The organism is Streptomyces sp. NPDC005805 (assembly GCF_040630445.1).
GTDB lineage: Bacteria > Actinomycetota > Actinomycetes > Streptomycetales > Streptomycetaceae > Streptomyces.
Genome location: NZ_JBEXXN010000041.1, coordinates 1 through 20,969, shown reverse-complemented (window position 1 = coordinate 20,969; position 20,969 = coordinate 1). Strand labels below are relative to the sequence as shown.

Annotated in this window: 13 protein-coding genes; 9 read left to right on the top strand and 4 right to left on the bottom strand. The window is 72.5% G+C overall.

The annotated features are described in order from the left end of the window. Nucleotides 1-72: 72 nt before the first annotated feature. Both ABZ457_RS21530 and ABZ457_RS21525 read right to left on the bottom strand, forming a co-directional pair. Entirely contained in the window at nucleotides 73-462 is a 390-nt protein-coding gene (locus ABZ457_RS21530; RefSeq protein WP_359159530.1) for a VOC family protein, read from the bottom strand. A gap of 136 nt (nucleotides 463-598) precedes the next feature. After that, entirely contained in the window at nucleotides 599-1,081 is a 483-nt protein-coding gene (locus ABZ457_RS21525; RefSeq protein ID WP_359159528.1) for a VOC family protein, read from the bottom strand. Nucleotides 1,082-1,706: 625 nt separating this feature from the next. Here ABZ457_RS21525 and ABZ457_RS21520 point away from each other — a divergent pair. The 4 genes from ABZ457_RS21520 (at nucleotide 1,707) to ABZ457_RS21505 (ending at nucleotide 9,130) form a co-directional block, all read left to right on the top strand. Next, nucleotides 1,707-2,123, top strand: a complete 417-nt coding sequence (locus ABZ457_RS21520; RefSeq protein ID WP_359159526.1) for a spore germination protein GerW family protein — start codon at nucleotides 1,707-1,709, stop codon at nucleotides 2,121-2,123. A gap of 154 nt (nucleotides 2,124-2,277) precedes the next feature. After that, entirely contained in the window at nucleotides 2,278-6,324 is a 4,047-nt protein-coding gene (locus ABZ457_RS21515; protein WP_359159524.1) for a GTPase, read from the top strand. After that, the gene (locus ABZ457_RS21510; RefSeq protein WP_359159522.1) at nucleotides 6,321-8,192 is read left to right on the top strand and encodes a GTPase domain-containing protein; all 1,872 of its coding nucleotides are present in this window, start codon (nucleotides 6,321-6,323) and stop codon (nucleotides 8,190-8,192) included. The genes ABZ457_RS21515 and ABZ457_RS21510 overlap by 4 nt, the downstream gene beginning before the upstream one ends. Then, complete coding sequence (locus ABZ457_RS21505) at nucleotides 8,189-9,130, top strand: toll/interleukin-1 receptor domain-containing protein (RefSeq protein WP_359159520.1); 942 nt, start codon at nucleotides 8,189-8,191, stop codon at nucleotides 9,128-9,130. Before ABZ457_RS21510 ends, ABZ457_RS21505 begins: the two co-directional genes overlap by 4 nt. A 68-nt stretch (nucleotides 9,131-9,198) precedes the next feature. Here ABZ457_RS21505 and ABZ457_RS21500 read toward each other — a convergent pair whose 3' ends face one another. Next, nucleotides 9,199-11,160, bottom strand: a complete 1,962-nt coding sequence (locus ABZ457_RS21500; protein WP_359159518.1) for an acyl-CoA dehydrogenase — start codon at nucleotides 11,158-11,160, stop codon at nucleotides 9,199-9,201. Nucleotides 11,161-11,455: 295 nt separating this feature from the next. On the opposite strand from ABZ457_RS21500, the gene ABZ457_RS21495 reads away from it, so the two are divergent. Next, on the top strand, nucleotides 11,456-11,932 hold the full coding sequence (locus ABZ457_RS21495) for a VTT domain-containing protein (RefSeq protein WP_359159516.1): 477 nt from the start codon (nucleotides 11,456-11,458) through the stop codon (nucleotides 11,930-11,932). 99 nt (nucleotides 11,933-12,031) lie between these two features. Here the strand turns inward: ABZ457_RS21495 and ABZ457_RS21490 are convergent, their stop codons facing one another. Continuing rightward, nucleotides 12,032-16,384, bottom strand: coding sequence for a GH92 family glycosyl hydrolase (locus ABZ457_RS21490; RefSeq protein WP_359159514.1), 4,353 nt, complete (start codon nucleotides 16,382-16,384; stop codon nucleotides 12,032-12,034). A gap of 396 nt (nucleotides 16,385-16,780) precedes the next feature. On the opposite strand from ABZ457_RS21490, the gene ABZ457_RS21485 reads away from it, so the two are divergent. From ABZ457_RS21485 to ABZ457_RS21470, 4 genes are all read left to right on the top strand, one after another. Then, the gene (locus tag ABZ457_RS21485) at nucleotides 16,781-18,199 is read left to right on the top strand and encodes a family 2B encapsulin nanocompartment shell protein (protein WP_359159512.1); all 1,419 of its coding nucleotides are present in this window, start codon (nucleotides 16,781-16,783) and stop codon (nucleotides 18,197-18,199) included. 236 nt (nucleotides 18,200-18,435) lie between these two features. Next, nucleotides 18,436-19,773, top strand: coding sequence for a family 2 encapsulin nanocompartment cargo protein terpene cyclase (locus ABZ457_RS21480; protein ID WP_359159594.1), 1,338 nt, complete (start codon nucleotides 18,436-18,438; stop codon nucleotides 19,771-19,773). A gap of 26 nt (nucleotides 19,774-19,799) precedes the next feature. Continuing rightward, a complete protein-coding gene (locus ABZ457_RS21475) occupies nucleotides 19,800-20,684 on the top strand; it encodes a geranyl diphosphate 2-C-methyltransferase (RefSeq protein WP_359159510.1) in 885 nt (294 codons plus the stop codon). Between the two features lie 106 nt (nucleotides 20,685-20,790). After that, nucleotides 20,791-20,969: transposase (locus ABZ457_RS21470; protein ID WP_359159592.1), on the top strand; the 179-nt coding region annotated here is incomplete at its 3' end.

Sequence of the window (20,969 nt, the reverse complement as noted above, 5' to 3'; positions counted from 1 at the left end):
CACACGCCCATCGTAGGAAGGAACGGGGCGGGGCGCGCTGCGGGCGGCACCCCCACCCCGCCTCCCTCCGCGTTACGCGGGCCAGCCGCCGTACGGCACCGTGATGAGTTCCATCGCGTGCCCGGCCGGGTCCATGAAGTACACGCCGCGGCCGCCGTCGTTGTGGTTGATCGTGGCGGGCTGCCTGCGCTGCGGGTCGGCGTAGTGCTCGATCCCGCGTTCCCGGATCTGCGCGTACGCCGCGTCGAACTCCTCCTCGGAGACGAGGAAGGCGTAGTGCTGCGGGGTGATCGTTTCGGCGGGGACGGTGGCGAAGTCCAGGGTCACGCCGTTGCCGAGAACGACGGCGATGAACGGGCCCCACTCTCCGGCGATGTCGAGGCCGAGCAGGGTCGCGAGGAACTCCGCGGATTCCCGGTTGTCACGGGAATGAACGATGGTGTGGTTGAGATCGACTGACAAGGGATGCCTCCGAGGGCAACTCCCGACACCTCCATGCCTCACCCAGCCGGTGACCGGCACGCGATGCCGCGGTGGATCATAGCCGGGGACCGGACCGCCACGGGAGGGGATTTCCGGCCCGCCGCGGGGGGACCGGTCACCCGTCCTGCCCGTCCTGGCGGTCCGGCCCCGCGCCGAAGTCGGGCAGGGTCAGCGAACCGTCCTCCGCGAGCGGGAACCCCGGATTGTGGGCGACCTCCCACGGATGCCCTTCGGGGTCGGTGAACGCGCCGGAGTAGAAGCCGACGGGGTTGACGGCCGCCGCTTTGGTGATCGTCCCGCCCGCCGACTCGGCGGCGGCGAGCAGCGCGTCCACCTCGTCCCTGGACCGGACGTTGTGCGCCAGGGCGATCCCGCCGAAGCCGGGGCCCGCGTCGTCCGGCCCCGGCGGCGCGGAGGGCGGGAGCCCGCAGTCCGCGGCCAGCAGGTCGCGGTCCCACAGGACGAAGGCGAGGCCGCCCGCCTGGAAGAAGACCGTCCGCTCCACCTCCTGCCCCCGCCAGCCGAGGTCCTCGTAGAAGCGCCGGGCCCGGTCGAGGTCCCGGACGCCGAGGGTGACGAGACTGATGCGCTGTTCCATACGGCCACGGTAGGGGCCCGGGCCTGGGTCGTGTCCGCAAAGTCTCGCCTGGTTCGCGACGTCCGGCACGCACCCTCGCCGCGTTGTCGTCAGGGGCCATGGCTCCGCCATTGTCCCCCTCCTCCGCCTTGCGATCGCACGCACCGGACGCCGCGAACCACGCCCTCCGGGCGAACGGCGCGACGTTCCGGACACTCCCTGGGCCCGTGGCGTCGGCTACGCCGTGAGGTGCGCGGGCAGATCGGCGGCGACCTCCCGGTCCACGTCGGCGTGCAGGGGCCGGGCGCAATACCGCGACCCGTGCGGCGACACCGACTCACCGGACCGCACCACCGACGAGTTTGGTGACCTGAGCGGTGAGGACACCGGCGGGATGGACGGCGTCGCCGCCGCCACCCGCCCGTGCCGCAGGCCGTGGCCCCGCATCACCGCGGTCGGGAGCGAGCGCATCGTGGATCGCGGCCAACCGGGGATGCGTGAAGCACTCGTCAGCCTGCCGCCGGACCTGGGCAGAACCGGCCCCGACATCCACGGAGTTGTTCCGGGGCAACCCGTGGCGTGGTGCGGCCCGCGCACGTCCCCGACAATGGGTTGCGGGGCCGCTCCGGCGACCGAGGAGGCACGCATGACCAGCGAGGACGACGCGGACCGCCCCGCCCCGCCCGCAGCGGCGGACGCCGCCCGCACCGCCGCGGACCTGCTCGAGGCGCTGGCCGACAGATTCGGCGCACGGGCCTGCGCGCGGACCGTGTTCGGCGAGCCCGTCACCCACGGCGACGTCACCGTCGTCCCCGTCGCCGGGACCGCCTACGGATTCGGCGCCGGCCTCGGCGCGGGGCGCGAGACCGAGACGGCCCGGACCGGCGGCGGGGGAGGCGGAGGCGCCGGGGCCCGCCCCCGGGGCTTCATCGTCATCGCCGGCGGAACCGCCGTCTACAAGTCCGTCAGCAACCCCTGGACGGAGGCCGCCGCACCCCTCGCCGCCTTCCTGGCCGGCCTGGCCGTCTGCCACCTCGCCCACCGGCGGGCCGCACGGGGCTGACCCCGCCCCCGGCGCAATCGGGGAAGGCCCCGCCATGCGATCCCATCGGTTCTTCCGAAATCCACACAAGCTCCTCAACTCGCTTTACGATGAGTGCACTTGCGCACACTGAACGCGACGGCCGTCGGGTGCGGAAGCGGCGCTGGGGGGCACCGTGGCAGAGAGAACGACCACCGACGCGGGCGACCACGAGCACCGCCACGCGAACGACCACACAAGAGAACGCGCGCGAGATCGCGCACAGGGCCGCGCGCACGGTCATGCCGACAGCGCGAACAACCAGGACGGCGCGCACACCCACGCATCCGCGCTCCGGGCCGCCGTCGCCGACGCGGTGGCCAGAAGCAGGCCACCCGCCGCCGCGATGGCCGACCGGATCGACAGACTCGTCCGCACGCTGGACCGGGACACCCCGGCCACCGCCCGCGACGACGCGTCACTGGCGGAACTCCGGCGCGCCGAGGCCCGCGTACGCGCCCATGTGACCGCCGGACTCCAGGAACTCGTGGACGAGAGGCTGCGATCCGTCGACACGATCGACATCGCGCTCTTCGGCCGCACCGGCGTCGGCAAGAGCAGCCTGATCGAGGCCGTGTCCGGGGGCGACGGGCAGACCATCTCCCCCGGTGAGAGCGACTTCACCACCGCGATCAGGGCGCTCGGCTGGGCGAGTTGCCGGCTTGTCGACACCCCCGGCATCGGCGGATGGGGACGCGCCGGCCCCTCGGAGCGGTTGGAGGAGCAGGCCCGGCGCGCCGTCGTCACGGCGGACCTGGTGCTGCTCTGCTTCGACAACCAGAACCAGCAGGAGGCCGAGTTCCAGAAGGTCGCCGACTGGATCGCGGCCTACCGCAAACCCGCGATCGCCGTCCTGAACTGCCGGAGCAAGGCATGGCGCGACCCCGCCCGGGTACCCCGCCGGCAGACCCGGCGGAAACTCCAGCGCACGGTCGCCGAGCACGCCGCCACCATTCGCGCGGAACTGACCAGGATCGGCCTCCCGGGCGTCCCCCTGGTCGCGATCCAGACGCAGAAGGCCGTCGCCGCCCGCGCGGCCCACGTCTACCGTGGGCCCTATCCGGACACGATCCGCCAACTCCGCACCCGCCTCGGGCCCGACCGGCTGCTGCGGTACTCCAACCTGCCGGCACTGGAAGACCTGCTGACCACCGCCCTCACCACGGACGCCGTGAGCCTGCGGCTCGGCGGCCTCACCCGGCAGGTCCGCGCCACGCTCGACGTGGCGGACGGCGAGCTGGACCTCGCACTGCGGGAGCCCGCCCGCCGGTTCGCCGAGCAGTACGAGCGCGGCATCGAGGACTACCTGCGCATCCTGGGCCGCCCCCAACCCCCGGACCACCCCGTGCAACGCCCGGAGGACATCGCCTACGTGAAACTGCTGGCCCGTCTCGCCCAGCTGGAGGTCCTGCGCGGCGGCAGCTTCACCGTCCCGGTGGAGGGCGAGGCCCGCCGCCACGCGCGGCATCTGCTGGGCGCCGCGCTCGGACCGCTCCGGGACGACGCGCAGAGCAAGGCCGACGCACTCGTGGAACGGGCCTTCGAGAACCGGGTCCAGGTCACCGCCGAGGAGTTCGAGGCAGCCGTACTGGACCGCACGGCCATCGACCGCGCCGCCACGGAGGCGATCGACACCTTCCGCCGCTACATCGAGGACCGGATCAAGCTGACCGTCGCCGACGTCCGGGCCGACCTGAGCGCCGTGGCCAACCAGCACGCCGAGATCGGCGGCGACCGGGGCCGGCGCAGGCGCACCGCCGGCTACGCGGCCGGATTCCTCGGCAGCGGGCTGTCCGCCGGACTGGGTATCGCCGCCCTCACCAACATCTGGAACCCGGCGGGCTGGGCCCTCGGATTCGCGGCGGCCGTCACCGGCATCGCCACCCGGCTGTTCTCCCGCTACGGCCGCAAGAGCGCCGCCAAGCAGATGGAGGAGGCCAGGACGAACGGCCGGACGGACGCCCGCCGCGCGGTGGGCGACTTCTTCGACAAGCTGGGCGAAGCGGCGGCCGCCGCCTGCGTGCGCGACATCCGGCAGGCGTACCTGGTGGCGCTGAGCCCGGAAGTGGAGAGCGCGGTCGCGTTCCGGGAGATCGAGGCCGCCGCCCGCCGCGGCATGCGGGCCGTCCAGGAGGTCCGGGACGTCACCCCCGAGACCGGCGACCCCGTCGCCGTGCTGACCCGGGCCGTACGGCTGCGCGAGCAGCGCGCGGGAATCCGCGACGGACGGCAGGCCGACTCCCTGTGGCTCGGCGGCTCCTGGACCGACGACCCCGAGGGGCTCGTCGTGACCGACGAGCCGGAACCGGAGACGACACGGCGGCACCGGAGCAGCCCCTCCTTCGGGCCCGGCCTGCTCGACCGGCTCCGCAGCGCGCTGTTCCGGCCCCGGCCCGAGCCCCACCCAGGCGCGGGCCGGGCCTTCCTGGCCCGGATGCACACCGTGCTCGACGGCGAACCGGCGGCCGCGCACTGCCTGGCCGAACTCGACGCGCTGGCCGCGGACGGGCGGCCCCGGATCGTCGTCACCGGCGACTACAGCTCCGGCAAGTCGTCCTTCATCCGCAGGCTGCTGCTGGAAGCGGGCCTACCGGTGCCCGACCGGCTCACCGTCGCGGGCGGACCGGAGACCGAGCGGGCCGAGGAGTACGCCTGGGACGGCATGCTTCTGATCGACACCCCCGGGTTCCAGAGCGGCCGCGAGGAACACGCGCGGGCCGCGCGCGCCGCAATGGCCGACGCCGCCGTGGTGATCCACCTCTTCACGCCCTCGGGGTTCGCCGTCGGCGACCGGAGCGACCTGCGGCTGCTGCTGCGCGGCGACGCCCCGCGCGGCGTGCCCGCCAAACTGGACCGGGCGCTGTTCGTCGTCAACCGCGTGGACGACCTGGCCCCCGACCCCCTCGACGCACCCGAGGAGTTCCGGCAGCTGGCCGACGCCCAGGAGGAGCGACTGGCGGCCGCCCTCGCCCGGCTCGCCGGCACCGCCGACCGGACGGACGGCACCGGGGGACCGGGCGCACAGGGCCCGGGCACCCGCGACCGGCTGCGCCGGGACCGCATCGTGTCCGTCGCCGCCGACCCCTTCGAGACCACGCCCGCCTCCGCCGCCGGCTTCGACCCGTACCGTTCCTGGGACGGGTTCCGAGGCTTCGCCAAGGCCCTGGTCGAGGTCAGGAACACCCTGGGATCCACCGCCGTGGACGTCACCCTGCTGCACGGCGGCCTGGTCCGGCTCGGCGCCCTGCGCCACGCCACCCGGGCCGACTCCCACGACCTGGAGCAGCAGGTCGCCCAGCTCGCCGCACTCGGCGCCGACCTGACCTCGGCGGCCCGGATCGGACGGACCCTGCTGCGGGACGAGGTCGGCACGGCCGGCCGGCTGGCCGAGGACTTCACCGCCACCCTCGCCCAGGACGCCCTGAGCGCCACCGACCAGGACCAGCGCGCCCTGCGGGCCAAGCGCTGCCGGAACTGGTCCACGGACAAGGAGTTCCAGCAGATCCTGGGGCGGTGGCACAGCGACTTCGCGGAACGGGTCGAACGCTGGCACGAGGACGTCCGGGCCGCCGTGACCCGCAGGACCGGCTCTCCCGCCTTCAAGACGGCGTTCCCCGAACACCGGCCGGACATCGACATCGGCTTCCTCGTCACCCCGGCCACCACCGCAAGCGCGAAGGCCGTCCTGCACAGCGCCGAGTCGGCCGGCGACCTGACCCTGCTGCTGGACGCCGACCGGATCCAGGAAATCGCCGAGATCGCCGGCCATGAACTCGCCCCCTACGAGGCGACCGAACTGCTCGAAGCCTTCGACGCCGGACGCTCGTTGCTCCACGTCGTGCACGCGGTGGTCGAAGTCGCCGCCCTGCTCGACTCGCTCAACAAGGAGAGCCGGCTGAAGGAACTGAGGGAGGCCCTCCTTCAGGGCATGCGCCAGTCCGCCGAGACCTGGACCTCGCTCCTCGAACACAGCGACGGCCCCGAGTCCGTCGCCGAGCAGTGCCTGGCCCTGGAAGCAGCCGCCACCGAACTGGGCGAGCAGCGCCTGGACCGGCTGGAGAAGATCGCCGCCGCCCAGGACCTGATCACCCGCTGCAACGACCTGATGGCCGTCGCCGAACGGGCCCTGCGGCCCGGCGCGGAAACACCGCGGCCCGGCACACAGAAGGGAGAACCACGGTGACGGACCAGACCACGCCCCCCTGGACCGAGCGCGTACGGCAGGCGATCACCCCGATCGCCGAGGAACCCTGGACCGCCGCGCTCGCCGCCCACGCACAGCAGCTCGCGGCCCGGGAACTGGTGAGCGTCACCCTCTTCGGCCCCTACGACGCCGGCAAGTCGACACTCCTCAAACGCCTGCTGGTGGAGAACGGCACACCGGTACCGGGATGGCTGACCGTCAGCGGCCGGCGCGAGACCTTCGAGGCGCGCATGATCGAGTCGGGCGGGCTCTGCTACGTCGACACCCCCGGCATCGGCGCGGACGGCGGCGACGAACAGGCCGCCGAGGACGCCCTGACCGGGACCGACGTCCTGATGCTGGTGCTGCTGCCCAAACTCCTCACGGACCGGAAGCAGAAGGACCGCGTCCTGTCCATCGTCACCGGCGAGTTCTTCAACCCCGGCACCCCGCTTCCGCTGCCCCACGGCGCGCTCCTGACCGTCGTCGCACAGGCCGACCTCATCGGTCCGTCGCCGTACGACGCGCCCGAGGAGTTCGCCGGGGCCGTCGCCCGCGTACGCCGCGACCTGGATCTCCTGTTCGCCCCCGCGCCCGACACCGATGTGCACATCGTGGTCGCCGACCTGGAGGGCATGGTCGGCGCCGACCCGGCCCCCGAGCCCGTCGACTACGAGGGCACAGGGGAATGGGACGGCATGGACGGGCTGCGCACGGCCCTGGCCCGGCTGCCGGCACGCCACGACGAACTGCGGGCCGCGACGCTCGTCCGCTTCTGGAGCACCGCGGCCGCGCACGTCCTGCGAGCCGCACGGCACGAGCGCGACCGTGCCGAGGAGGCCCGCGCCGAGAGCGAACGGGACACCGGACACCTGACGTCACTGGAACGGGAACTCGACGCGCTGGACGCCGCGGCACGGGCCGAACTGCGCACCGCCGTCCGGGAGGAGCTGGGGCAGCTCACCCAGGCCGCCCCCACCACCACGGGCGACGCCCTGCGTACTGCGGTGCGCCGACGTCTCACCGGCACCTTCGACGCCTGGAGCGCACGGTGGGGACGCGAGGTCACTCTGATCACCACCCGCGCCGGGGCCCACGCCGACGCGGCGAGGACCCGGCCGGGAGCACAGGTCCTGCACGACTACCTCGACGATGTGCTCTCCCTCGCGGCAGCGCCCGCGCCGAAACCCGACGGCGGGGTCTCCCCGCTGAACGTCCTTGGGATGATGCACCTGTTCGACAGCATCGGCGAGGCCGTCCGCGGCGGCTCCCGGCGCAGCTTCGACCGGCTCCACGGCCGCGCCGCCGACGCGGCCCGCACCGAGATCGCCGAGTTCACCGACGCCCGGGCCACGGCGGGAACCCCTGCGGCGATGCCGCCGCCCGGGGACACCGCCCCGGGCGGCGTCCCCGGGGCCGGCGGCGGAACCGGCGGATCCGGCGAGGCGACCGACACCACCGCCACCGACACGACAGCCACCGACACGACAGCCGCCGACACCACGGCGCTGCCCCCGGACCAGGGGCAGGTGTCCGCTCCGTCCGGCGGGGAGGGAGTGGCGGACGGCATGCTGGAGAGCGGGCTGGAGGGCGGTGCCGCACTGCTGATCGGCTATCTCGCCGAACGCAGGGCCGGCAAGGAGCAGAAGCGGCTGAGCAAGCTCCGGGCCGACCTCGACCGCACCGCCGACGACATCACCGTCGCGGCCGCGGCCGAATGGCAGGACCGCACCGTGGCCCCCGCCCGGACCGCGCTGCGCGCACTGCGACCGCCGGACACCCTCACCACCGCCCAGCAGAAGCGCCTCGGGGAACTCGCCACCGCGATCGGCGCCCTGGAGGACCTGCTGCGCGAGCCGCCCGCGTGAGCGCCGAGGGACCGCTCGCGTTCCTCTCGCACGCGAGCGACGTCAAGGAGTCCTTCGTCAAGCCGCTCGCCGCCGGACTCGCCCGCCACGGCGTCCGGTCCTGGGTGGACGCCTGGGAGATCGAGCCGGACGACAGCCTGCCCCGCCGCGTCTTCGACGAGGGCCTGACCCGGGCCGACGCGATCGTACTGATCGTCTCCCCGGGGTCGATGGCCAAGCCCTGGGTCCGGGAGGAACTCGAAGCCGCGGTGTACCTCCGCGTGGAGAACGGCCGCCGGCTGATCACGGTCTGCCTCGACGGAGCCCGCCCGCCCCTCGCCCTCGCCTACCGCCTCTGGCTGACGGCCGACGGGACGGCCGGGGGAGCCGCCGCGGTCGCACGCCGGGTGGCCGACGCGATCCACGGCGTCCCCGAACCGCCCCCACCCGTCGCCGCCCCTCTGGTGCCGGGACTGAGCCCCGCCGACGGCACCCTGCTGACCGCGACGGTCCGCACGGCCCTGCCGCTCGGGCGGCTCGGCCCGCTGCCCTGGGCCCGGGTCGCCGCCCGGGCCGAGGAGTCGGGCCTGCGGGAGCCGGAGACGGCCGAGCCCCTGGCGGCCCTGGAGTCCGCGGACGCCGTGACCGTGAACCGGCTCCGCGGCAGGGTCCGCCAGGCCACCCTGACCCGCACCGGCTACATCGCCGGGCTGCCCGCGGCGGCACCCGGCCACGAGGAGGCCCACGACCGGATCCTGCGCCTCCTGGCCGCCGCCCGCCCGACGGGGGTGACCACCCCGGCCGCCCTCGCCACCGTGTGCGCCACCGAACCCCTCGTCGTGCGCCAACTGCTCACCGAACTCGAGGCCCGGCGCCTGATCACCCTGCGGCAGTCTCCCGGCGGCCGGATCCGTGTCACCGGGGTGAGCCCCGTCCTGCACCGCCTCCTGGACGCCTGACGGCCGGCCGCCCGCTCGTCTCCTGCCCGCTCCCGTTGCCCGGCCTCGCGCCGGCTGCCGGGCCGGTGTCATTCCAGCAGATCCGGGGCCCGCAGCAGCTCGGGCGGGATGTTCCAGGCGTCGACCAGGTCGACGGCCAGCGGCCGGACCTTGCGGCAGAGGTCGTTCACCTCCCGGCTGATCGCCTTGGACCGCTGGACGGTCAGCCGGCCGTGCTCCATGAACCAGGCCCGGTCCGCCTCGATCGTGGAGAGCGCGAACAGGTCGCACAGCAGTCCGACCGCGACCTTGTTCCCCCCGTCGGGCACGGCCCGGAACGCGTCCACGAACGCCTCCAGCACCAACCGCTCGACGTGCGCGTGCGCGAGCGCGATCACATGGTCCTGCACCTGCGAGAAGACAGCCCCGGGATCGCGCTTCTGGTCGACACCGCGCTTCAGCCGGCGCGCCAGCCCGGCGAGCATGTGCTCCTCCCGGTAGCGCAGCATCGCCAGCTGGTACTCCGAGTCGAGCAGCCCCGCCTCCTGGTCCCACTCGTCACCGCCCGGCAGCAGGTCCCGGACCCGCTCCAGCAGCTTGTGCACGGACGCCTTCTCGATGACCGTCTCGACCGCCAGCCCGGTGACGTACCGGACCACACCGAGCTGGTCCAGATCCTCGAACTCGCCCGCGTAATCGGTCAGCAGGCCCTTCGCGACCAACTGGAGCAGCACATGGTTGTCGCCCTCGAAGGTGGTGAAGACGTCGCTGTCGGCCTTGAGGGCCGCGAAACGGTTCACCGCCAGATAGCCCGCGCCGCCGCACGCCTCACGGCACTCCTGCACCGTGCGGGTGGCGTGCCAGGTGCCGAGCGCCTTCGTTCCGGCGGCCCGCGACTCCAGCCGCCGCCGCGCCCGCGGATCGTCCCCGTCGCCGGAGAACACCTCGTGCAGCTGCCCCCGGACCACGTCCTGCGCGAAATGCAGCGCGTACGTGCGGGCCAGCAGAGGCAGCAGCCGGCGCTGGTGCAGCCCGTAGTCCAGCAGGAGCCGTTCCTCGGCACCCGGCGACGCCTCGAACTGGCGCCGCCGCACCGCGTACCTGACGGCCAGGGTGAGGGCGACCTTGGCCACGTTCACCCCGGCGCCACCGACGCAGACCCGGCCCTGGACCAGGGTGCCGAGCATGGTGAAGAAGCGGCGGTCGGGGCTGTCGATGAAGCTGGTGTATGTGCCGTCGGGGGTGACGTCCGCGAAGCGGTTGAGCAGCGCCTCGCGCGGCACCCGGACCCCGTTGAAGCGGATACGGCCGTTGTCGACGCCGTTGAGGCCCATCTTGCGGCCGTCGTCCTCGATCTCCACCCCCGGCAGGACCCGTCCCCCGGACCGCAGCGGGACGACCAGCGCGTGCACGCCACGGGACTCCCCGCCCACCTCCAGCTGCGCGAAGACCACCGCCAGCTCGGCGTGGCGGGCCGCGTTCCCGATGTAGTCCTTGCGGGCGGCGTCCCCCTCGGTGGTGACGACGAACTCCTGCGCCCCGGCGTCGTACCGGGCCACCGTCCCGAGCGCCTGGACGTTGGAACCGTGTCCGGTCTCGGTCATCGCGAAGCAGCCCAGCAGCCGCCCGGCGACCAGGTCCGGGAGATAGGCGTCGTGGTGCCGCCCGGTGCCCAGATGCAGAACGGCCCCGCCGAACAGCCCGAACTGGACCCCGACCTTGACCAGCACGGACAGATCGCCGAACGCGAGGGTCTCGAAGGCGGCGACCGAGGCGCCGACATCGTCGCCACCGCCGTACACCGCCGGAAAACCCATACCCGTCCGGCCGGTCCCGGCCAGCTCGACCACCACGTCCCGCACCCGCTCACGGAACGCGTCCATGCCGAGCCGCTCGGCGTCCTCCAGTACGGAGGCATGCTCCACCAGACCGGCCCGCACCAGGCCGCGGATCCCGCCGTACCCGCCGTCGAGCACGGCAGCCAGGGCCTTGACGTCGATCTCGGGCCGCGTATAGCCGCTCACCGCGGCGGAGGAGTCGTCGGATGCCATGGCCCTCCGCTACCCCCGACCGGTACGGATCAACCGGCGGTGATCGTTCGGGGGAGCCCCGCTGCCGGGGCGGCCCGCCGCGACGCATACGCAGTCGGTTAGGCTGCCCTTGCCTGCGTGCAGCGGTCCGGGATCGGGTCCGGGATGCGCACTGCGGGCGGGAACCCAAAGGAGACGGGCGCGCAGGTGAGACACGGTGACCGGGCCTGTGTGCGTCGCGCCCCCGCCGAGGGCGGGACGCCCCCGCAGACGGCAGAGGACGCGGCTCCCGGCCCTGTGCCCGGAACGGGGCGATATGGGTAAGGTCGCCCTCACCGCCGGCGCCCTGTACGTGATCGTCCTGCTCCGGGCCGGCGGCACCTTCGCCGTCGGGCTGCTGTCCGGTGCCGGCGCCCGGCGCAGCAGGTTCGCCGCCCGGCTCTCCTCCGCGAAGTTCCAGCGCGCCGAGCGGGCCATCCAGCGGTGGGGAGCACCGGTCGTGGCCGTCTCCTTCCTGACCATCGGCTTCCAGACCGCCGCCAACTTCCTCGCGGGCAGCATGCGCATGCCCCTGTCGCGCTACCTCCCCGCCCTCTTCGTCGGCGGGGCGGCCTGGGCGCTGATCTACGCGACCGCGGGCCTCGGCGTTCTCTCCGTGCTGGGAAGGCTCTTCGCCGAGCGGACGGCCCTCGGCGTCTCGGCCGTGGCCGTGCTGCTCCTCGCGGTGGGCGGGGTGATCGTCCACCGCAGAAGAAGCGCGGCCCGCTCCTCCGGCGGCACCGTGGCCGAATAGCCGCTGCCCGGAAGTGTTCTCCACCGCCATCGGGCCGGCTCCGAGCCCCGGGCGGCACGCAGGACCCCGCCCCACGTGCCGCCCCCGCCCCGGAGCCCCCTACCGCGCCCCCGGCACCCCCACCCCCTCCTCCGTCACGTACTTCACGCCGTCGTCCCGCTTCGTGATCGTGAACGCGTCCAGGGTCTCGCCCACCTCCTTGTCCGTCGTCGACCTGTCGTCCCACTTCGCGCCGACGACCGCCTCGTAGCGGATCGTGTCCTTCGTGACCGTGATGCCCTGGAAGGTGGACGTATGGGCCGCGCGGGCCACCTGTGTCGCGCCGTTGCGGGTCCACACGTTGTCGTCGGCCGGGGCCAGTTCGTAGTACTTCGGGCCCGCCATCGCGACCGCGTAGACCGGGCCCGTCGTCACACCGGGTGTGTCCGTCGCGTCCGCGTCGACGTAGCCGCGGGCGTACACATGGTCATGGCCCATCAGGACCAGGTCGATGTCGTTGCGCTGGAAGACCGGGAGCCAGGCGTCGCGGACCGGCTTCTCGTCGCGGCCCACCGCCGCCGAGAAGACCGGCTGGTGGAAGGTGGCGACCGACCACTTGTGGGGGTTGCCGGCGAGGACGCGGTCGAGCCAGCGGGCCTGGAGGTCCAGCCAGAGCTTCTGCGGGTCCGGGCAGCCCTCGGCGCAGGGCGGCAGGTCCGGCGGGGTCATCAGCTCGCGGGCGTCGTGCGTGCTCGCGTTCAGGCTGATGAAACGCACGCCCTGGTAGTCGGTGTAGTACACCGTCTCCGCCATCGCCTTCGCCATATGGCTCTCGTACGCCGCCCGCTGGCGCTCCGCCGGGGTCGTGTCCCTCGCCGGCACCGGCACCGGCCCGTTCGCCGGATACGCGAACGTCGACTTCCACGTCCGCAGGAACAGGTCCGCGTTGTACTCGTGGTTCCCCGGCGCCGCGATCACGTTCGTCGTCCGGCTGCGCCCGTCCATCGCGCCGAACCACTCGTCCCACTGGCCCGCGTTGCCGCCCGAGTCCACCAGGTCGCCCGCGTTGACGCTGCCGACCGCCTTCGGGAAGCGCTGGTAGGCGCGCTCCACGACCGGGGCCCACTTCGCCTTCAGGTCGTTCTGGGCGTCGCCGAAGTAGAGGAACGTGAACTCCTCGCCCGGCTCACTGGCCGAGGTGAAGGCGTACGTCCCGCTCAGCCTGTCCCCCGTGCCGACCCGGTACTCGTACGCCGTGCCCGGCCTCAGCCGGGCCATCACCGCCGAGTGCGTCCGCGTCGGCACGCCGCCGCTCAGCAGCTCCTCGTTCGTCGTCGCCTTCGCCCTGCGCCAGGCGGAGTGGGAGCCCGCCTCGCGGTACCGCACCTCACCCTCCGTCGTGCCGGTGCCCGTCCGCCAGGTCACCGCCTGGGAGATGGCGGGCGTGGCCGTCGGGGTGAGGACGATGCGCTCGGGCAGCACGCCCGGCGCCCGCAGGTCCGGGTCGGTCGTCAGGGCCACGTCGAAGACATGCATGACGCCCCGGTCCGTGCCCTGGGGCAGCACCACCGACCGCACCCGCTTCTTCCCGTCCAGCACCTGCGGGACCGTGCCGAAGACCACCGTCCGCGTCGTGTCCGAGGTGCCGTTCACCCTGTTGCGGCCCTCGGTGACCACCAACGGGACATTGCCGTAAAGGTAGTTGATGCCCGGCGTCCAGTCGGTGAACTGCACCGCCACGTTCTGCGTCGAGCCGTCCTCGTACTCCACCGTCGCCAGGCCCTGCGCCGGGCCGTTGGTCGCGAGGCCGAGGAAGGAGATACCGGTCGCCCTGACGCCCTTGCCGTTCCTGCCCGACAGATCCACCCGCTGGCCGTGCGGGATCCAGTTGTCCGGCTCGCCCGGCTCCGCCTTCGGCCAGGTGAAGGTCACTCCCGTGTCGCCCAGCGGCAGCTTCGCGCCCGGGGCTGCGCCCGCCGCCGCCAGCTTCTCGCGGGAGAGGGAGTTGTCGCTCAGGTCGAGCGAGCCCAGCCTGCCCTGCCCGTCGGGCGTCGAGCCGATGTTGTTGCGGGCGTCGGAGCCCTGCGTGTACGACGGCGGGACATCGGCCTCACCCGTGCCCCAAGCCCGGGGAGCCTCGCCCATCGTGAACGTCAGCTCACCGCCCGCCCGCGCGAAGTCCTCGCTCAGCCAGGACCGTGTCGTGGCGCGGCCGTTGACCTTCAGGCCCGTGACGTACGGCTTGTCCGCGGCCGCCCCCGCCGCCCTGATCGTGATCCGGCGGTCGCCGTCCGCCGCCGCGATCGTGATGCGGTCGAACATCGGCGAACTGAGCACCAGGTTCGCCGTGCCGTACACCACCGGGTGCATCCCGAGGTTCGCCCACACGTACCAGGAGCTGAGCGAGCCCAGATCGTCGTTGCCCGGCAGGCCCGACGGACTCGTGTCGTACATCTCGTCCACCGCCCGGCGCAGCACCTCCGAGGTACGGTCCGGCCGGCGAAGCCAGTTGTAGACGTACGGCATGGAGAAGCTCGGCTGGTTGCTCAGATAGGCGCCCGTGGTGTTGTACACGCCCGCGTCCAGCGACTTCGTGTGCTCGTCGAGGTCGCGCGTGACCGCGGCGGCGCCGCCGCGCTTCTCGATCAGCGTGCCGAGGTTCTGCGGGACCATCCAGCCGTACTGGTAGCCGGTCGCCTGCTCGAACTGGTTGCCGCGTTCACCGAGGTTGAAGGACCGGTCGAAGCCGTTGCGGCCGCGCGGCCGGATGCGGTCCGTCTCGGGGTCGAGGAGGTTCTGCCAGTTCTGCGCGCGGGTCATGAACCGCTCGTACGTCGCCTTCTCGCCGAGGCGGCCCGCCAGTTGGGCGATCGCGAAGTCGTCGATCGCGTACTCCAGCGTCTTCGATGTCGCGGAGTCGCCCCTGCCGTTGTCGATGAACCCGGCGCTGAAGTACTGCTGAGCGTGCGCCCGCTTCGTCGCGCCGACGGGCAGCGACTGCGTCGTGCGCATCGAGGCGAGCGCCGCCCTGCGGTCGTAGTCCACGCTGCCGAACGCGTCGATCGACGACAGCACCACCTGGAGCGAGTCACCGCTCATCTTCTGCTGCGACTGGTTCAGATGCGGCCAGTTGGGCCAGGCGCCCGTCTGCTTCACCAGGTCCACCAGCGACTGGTTGATGTCGTCGCCGACCTTCGGGAAGAGCAGCGCGATGAGCTGCGCCTGGCCCCGGTACATGTCCCAGCCCGCGTAGGTGACGTAGTGGTGCCGGCCGGGGGCGACCCTGCGGACCGTGCCGTCGTGGCCCGGGTACTGGCCGTTCACGTCGTCGGCGATGTTCGGGTGGAGCAGGGAGTGGTAGAGCGCCGTGTAGAACTTCACCCGCTCCGACTTCGTCCCGCCGGTGGCCTTCACCGTGCCCAGCGCGTCCTTCCACGCCTGCGCGGCCGCCCTGCGCACCTGGTCGAAGTTCCGGCCACCGGTCTCCGCCTCCGCGTTGCGCGCCGCGTTCGCCACACTGACGTAGCTCAGCCCGGTGCGCGCGGTGACCGTCGCGCCCTTCGGGAAGACCAGGTACGCACCCGCGCCGTGCCTGGCCGCACCACCGCGGGCGGCTGCCGCGCCCGGGGTGACCTCGCCGCCCTGCCAGGTGCCGTACGAGGTGAAGGCGCGGTCGAAGGTCGAGGAGAAGTAGGCACGGTAGCGGCCGCCCTCGTCGCACACCGACGCCGTCTCCACCCAGCCGCTGACCGTACGGCCCTCGACCCTCACCTCGCTGTCGAAGACCCGGTTGTTGGAGCCGGCCACATCCAGGATCAGCGTCGAGGACTCCTTGCGGGCCGGGAACGCGTACCGGTTGACCGCGGTCCGGGTGGTCGCGGTCAGCTCGGTCTCGACGCCGTTGGCCAGACCGACCGTGTAATGGCCGGGGGCCGCCGTCTCGTCGCGGTGGTCGAAGCCCGGGTAGTACGGCTCGATCCGGGTGCCGGGACTGGTCGGCAGCGCACCGCCGTCGAGCGCGCCCGTGTACGGCAGGACCGGGAAGTCGAAGGCGCTGAACCGGCCCTCGCAGCCGGTGCCGGAGAGCCGCGTCATCCCGAAGCCGCGGATCCTGTCGGCGCTGTACTCGTAGCCGCCCTTCTGGTCGCCGTCGGACGAGCGGTACGTCGTCGGGCTCGACTGCACCATGCCGAACGGGGTCGTCGCCCCCGGCCAGGTGTTGCCGTACGCGCTGTTGCCCTTGTTCTGGGACGGGTCCAACGCGGTCCCGATGAACGGGTCGACGGCGTCGTACGCGCTGATCGCCGAGGCCCTCGGCGCGGCCTCGGCGGCTGCGGCGGGCGTGGCGGTGCCCGTGGCCGGCGCCAGGCCGGCGACGAGCGCGCCCGAGGTGAACGCGGCGACGACGGCGGCGCGCAGCCGCCCCCGTCTCGTCCGGGGCAGCGGGTGTTCGGCGGCGGCGGGTTCCCGCATAGCGGTCCTCTCGGGGGAGACGGAAGGCGCGGACCCCGGACGGAGTCGGGGTATGACAACGTTGTCCAACTCCCGTCCGGACAGGGGCACCACAGTGCCCGGCACAGTTTTCCCTCCGGGAGCCGCGATGGGAAGACCCGGCCAACAGAGCGTTTCCGGGCGGGCGGCTGATCCGATGATCCCGGTACCGATGATCGTGTGGATAAACCGACTTCCGAGCAAGATCACCGCATCGAGGTAAGAGAACGGCCTCTCCCGCCGGGAGGCGCTCACAAGTCGTTACTGTCCTTCCTGGTTCCAGGTGAATTCCCCGAACTCGACCACCTTCTCCTCTTTCCTCTACCGGTGGGCACATGTGTGCCCACCGAACCACCCCTGCGAAGGAGACCTCGCCCGATGTCAGTTGAGACCAGCCAGGAAGTGCAGGCGGAGCAGTTGCCCCGGCAGCAGTCGAGCCTGGGCACGGCCGCCGCCCGCAACCTCGCCTCGACGACGAAGTCCGCACCGCAGATGCAGGAGATCACCTCCCGCTGGCTGCTGCGGATGCTTCCGTGGGTCGAGGCAAGGGGCGGTTCCTACCGGGTGAACCGGCGCCTGAGCTACACCGTCGGCGACGGCCGCATCGAGTTCGTCCAGAACGGTTCGGACGTCCGCGTGATCCCCCGCGAACTCGGCGAACTGGCCCTGCTCCGCGGGTTCGAGGACGTGGAGGTGCTCACCGCACTCGCCGACCGCTGTGTGAAGCACGACTTCCGCCCGGGCGAGGTCCTCGTCCAACGGGGCGCGCCCGCCGAGCAGATCCACCTCATCGCCCACGGCCGGATCGCCCAGACCACGGCCGGCAAGTACGGCGACGAAGTCACCGTCGCCACACGCGCGGACGGCGACCGCTTCGGCGAGAACGCCCTCCTGGACACCGACGCGACCTGGGACTACACCGCCACCGCCGAGACCGCCGGCACCCTCCTCACCCTGTCCCGTTCCGACTTCGCCGCCGTCCTCTCCTCTGCGCCCGGCCTGCGGGAGCACATCGAGAACTTCAGTTCGCTGCCCCGGCAGCGGCAGAACCGCCACGGCGAGGCCGAGATCGCGATGTCCGCCGGCCATGTCGGCGAGGCCGTGCTGCCGGGCGCCTTCGTGGACTACGAACTCCGCCCGAGGGAGTACGAACTCTCCGTCGCACAGACCGTGCTGCGCGTCCACACCAGGGTCGCCGATCTCTACAACGGCCCCCACGACCAGACGGAGGAGCAACTCCGCCTCACCATCGAGGCGTTGCGGGAGCGCCAGGAGTACGAACTCGTCAACAACCCGGAGTTCGGGCTGCTCGCCAACGTCGACTTCAAGCAGCGCCTCCAGCCCCACGCGGGTCCGCCCGCCCCGGACGACCTCGACGAACTCCTCTGCCGCCGCCGCGGCACCAAGCTGATGCTGGCGCACCCGCGGACGATCGCCGCGATCGGACGCGAGTTCAACGCCCGCGGGCTCTACCCGGACCACGTGGACGTCGGGGGCCAGCAGGTACCGGCCTGGCGGGGAGTGCCGATCCTGCCCTGCAACAAGATCCCCATCAGCGAGGAGAACACCAGCTCCATCCTCGCGATGCGTACGGGCGAGGACAACCAGGGAGTCATCGGACTGTTCCAGACGGGTCTTCCGGAGGAGTACGAGCCCGGTCTGTCGGTGCGCTTCATGGGCATCAGCGAGCAGGCGATCATCTCCTACCTGGTCAGCACCTACTACTCCGCGGCGGTCCTGGTCCCCGATGCGCTCGGTGTACTGGAGAACGTTCAGATCGCCCGTCGGCGGAACTGACCGCGCCGCAGGACCACACGGACCCCACACGCCCGGATTCCGCCGCCGAGCGCACCGCCGCCGAGCGCACCGCACCCGGAAGGCGCGCCGCGCACGGATCCCCGCGGCGCATCCGTGCCTCCCCAGGTCCCGACAGCCTTCCCCCGCCCCTCAGCAAGGAGTTACGGATGCCCGACACCGGGCGCTCCCCGCACCCGCCGGACCCGCCGCCCGGGGCGGCGAGCCTCCAGGAGCACCTGGCCGCCCTGACAACCGGCCTCCCAGCCCTCGCACCACGCCCCCCGGCGGCACCGGCCGCGGCAGTGCCGTCCGCCGCCCCGTCCCGCACGCCCGCGTCCTACACGTTCCCCACCACGGGCACCGTACCGAGGCCCGCGACGGTGCCGCCCCCCACCGGACCGGGCCCCCTGGTCCGGAACACGCCCCCGCCGGCGGCACAGGCCCCGCTCACCGCCCCGGGGCGGATCCCGCACGGCCCCAGCGGGCTGGGTACCCGGAGCCTGAGCCTCGCCACGTCGCCCGCACCCCCGGCGCGGCCCGGCGCCCCCGGACCGGCACCGGACGGTCCCGCGCCCGCGGAGCCGCCCGTCGCGGACGGACCCGCCGTCCCCGGCCTCTACCACCATCCCGTGGCGGAGCCCGACCCCGTTCGGGTCGCGGAGGTCAGCCGCCGGATCAAGTCGTGGGCCGTCGACGAGATCCAGCTCTTCCCGCCGGAATGGGAGGGCGAGTTCGACGGCTTCTCCGTCGGCCGCTACATGGTCGCCTGCCACCCGGACGCGCCCACCGTCGAGCACGTCATGGTGGCCACCCGCCTGATGGTCGCGGAGAACGCCGTGGACGACTGCTACTGCGAGGACCACGGCGGTTCCCCCGTCGGGCTCGGCAGCCGACTCCTGCTGGCGCACACCGCCCTCGACCCCCTGCACACCACCCGGGAGTACCAGCGGCCCGGGAACGCGTCGCTGCACTCGGACGCCCCGCGCCGCGCCTACCGCTCCGCCATGGAGCACTTCACGCACCGGGCCACCCCCTCACAGGCGGACCGGTACCGGCACGACATGGCCCGCCTGCACCTGGGCTATCTCGCCGAGGCGGCCTGGGCCCAGACCGACCACACCCCCGAAGTGTGGGAGTACCTGGCCATGCGGCAGTTCAACAACTTCCGCCCCTGCCCGACCATCACCGACACCGTCGGGGGCTACGAACTCGCCGCCGACCTGCACGCCCAGCCCGCCGTGCAGCGGGTCATCGCCTTGGCCTCGAACGCCACCACCATCGTCAACGACCTGTACTCGTACACCAAGGAACTGGCCTCACCCGGCCGGCACCTCAACCTGCCCGTGGTGATCGCCGACCGCGAGGGCCTCACCGAACGGGACGCCTATCTCAAGGCCGTCGAGGTCCACAACGATCTGATGCGCGACTTCGAGGCCGAGGCGGCCGCACTGGCGGCATCCTGCCCCGTCCCGACCGTGCTGCGCTTTCTGCGGGGCGTGGCCGCCTGGGTCGACGGCAACCACTACTGGCACCGCACCAACACCTACCGATACAGCCTGCCCGACTTCTGGTAAGAACTGGTAAGAAACGGAACCCCACTGTGACCAGCACCGAACTGCCCACCGCCACCCGGCCCTCCGCCTTCGTGCCCGCCCCCGCGTCCCCGTACCAGGGCGACATCGCCCGCTACTGGGACGCCGAGGCCAGGCCCGTGAACCTGCGCCTGGGCGATGTGGACGGGCTCTACCACCACCACTACGGCATCGGAGACGTCGACCACGCCGCTCTCGGCGACGCGGGCGACTCCGCCTACGACAAGCGGCTCGTCGCCGAGCTCCACCGACTGGAGTCCGCCCAGGCAGAGGTCCTCCTCGACCACCTCGGGCCCATCCGCCGCGACGACCTGCTCGTCGACGCCGGCTGCGGGCGGGGCGGCTCCATGGTGATGGCCCACCAGCGATTCGGCTGTGCTGTCGAGGGCGTCACGCTCTCGGCCAAGCAGGCGGAGTTCGCCAACCGCCGCGCCGGCGAACTCGGCATCGAGGACCGGGTGCACGCCCAGGTGTGCAACATGCTCGACATGCCCTTCGGAACCGGGCAGGCAGCCGGCTCCTGGAACAACGAGTCCAGCATGTACGTCGACCTGCACGACTTGTTTGCCGAGCACGCCCGCGTTCTGGGCGTCGGGGGCCGCTACGTGACCATCACCGGGTGCTGGAACCCGCGATACGGCCAACCGTCCAAGTGGGTCTCCCAGATCAACGCGCACTTCGAGTGCAACATCCACTCCCGCCGCGAGTACCTGCGGGCGATGGCCGACAACCGCCTCGTGCCGCAGGCCGTGGTGGACCTCACCCCGCAGACCCTGCCGTACTGGGAGCTGCGCGCCACCTCCTCGCTGGTCACCGGCATCGAGGAGGCCTTCATCAACTCCTACAAGGACGGTTCCTTCCAGTACGTGCTGATCGCCGCCGACCGCGTCTGAGCACGAGCCGGCCTGCGACGAGCCGGGCGGGGCGCCCCGTGCGCCCCGTTCGGGCAGGGGGACTGTAAAACGATCGGTGTAACTCCTGATCAAGGAGGATGCATCGATGACCAGCAACAACGTGACCGAGGCCGAGTCCGTCAACTCCGCTGAGCCGCAGCCGGCGAAGGGAGTGGACGACCAGCTCATTGACGAGTTGGTCGGCCGTGCCCAGGCCGAGGGCCTGCAGCTGACCGGCGAGGGCGGGCTGCTCCAGCAGCTGACCAAGCGGCTCCTGGAGTCCGC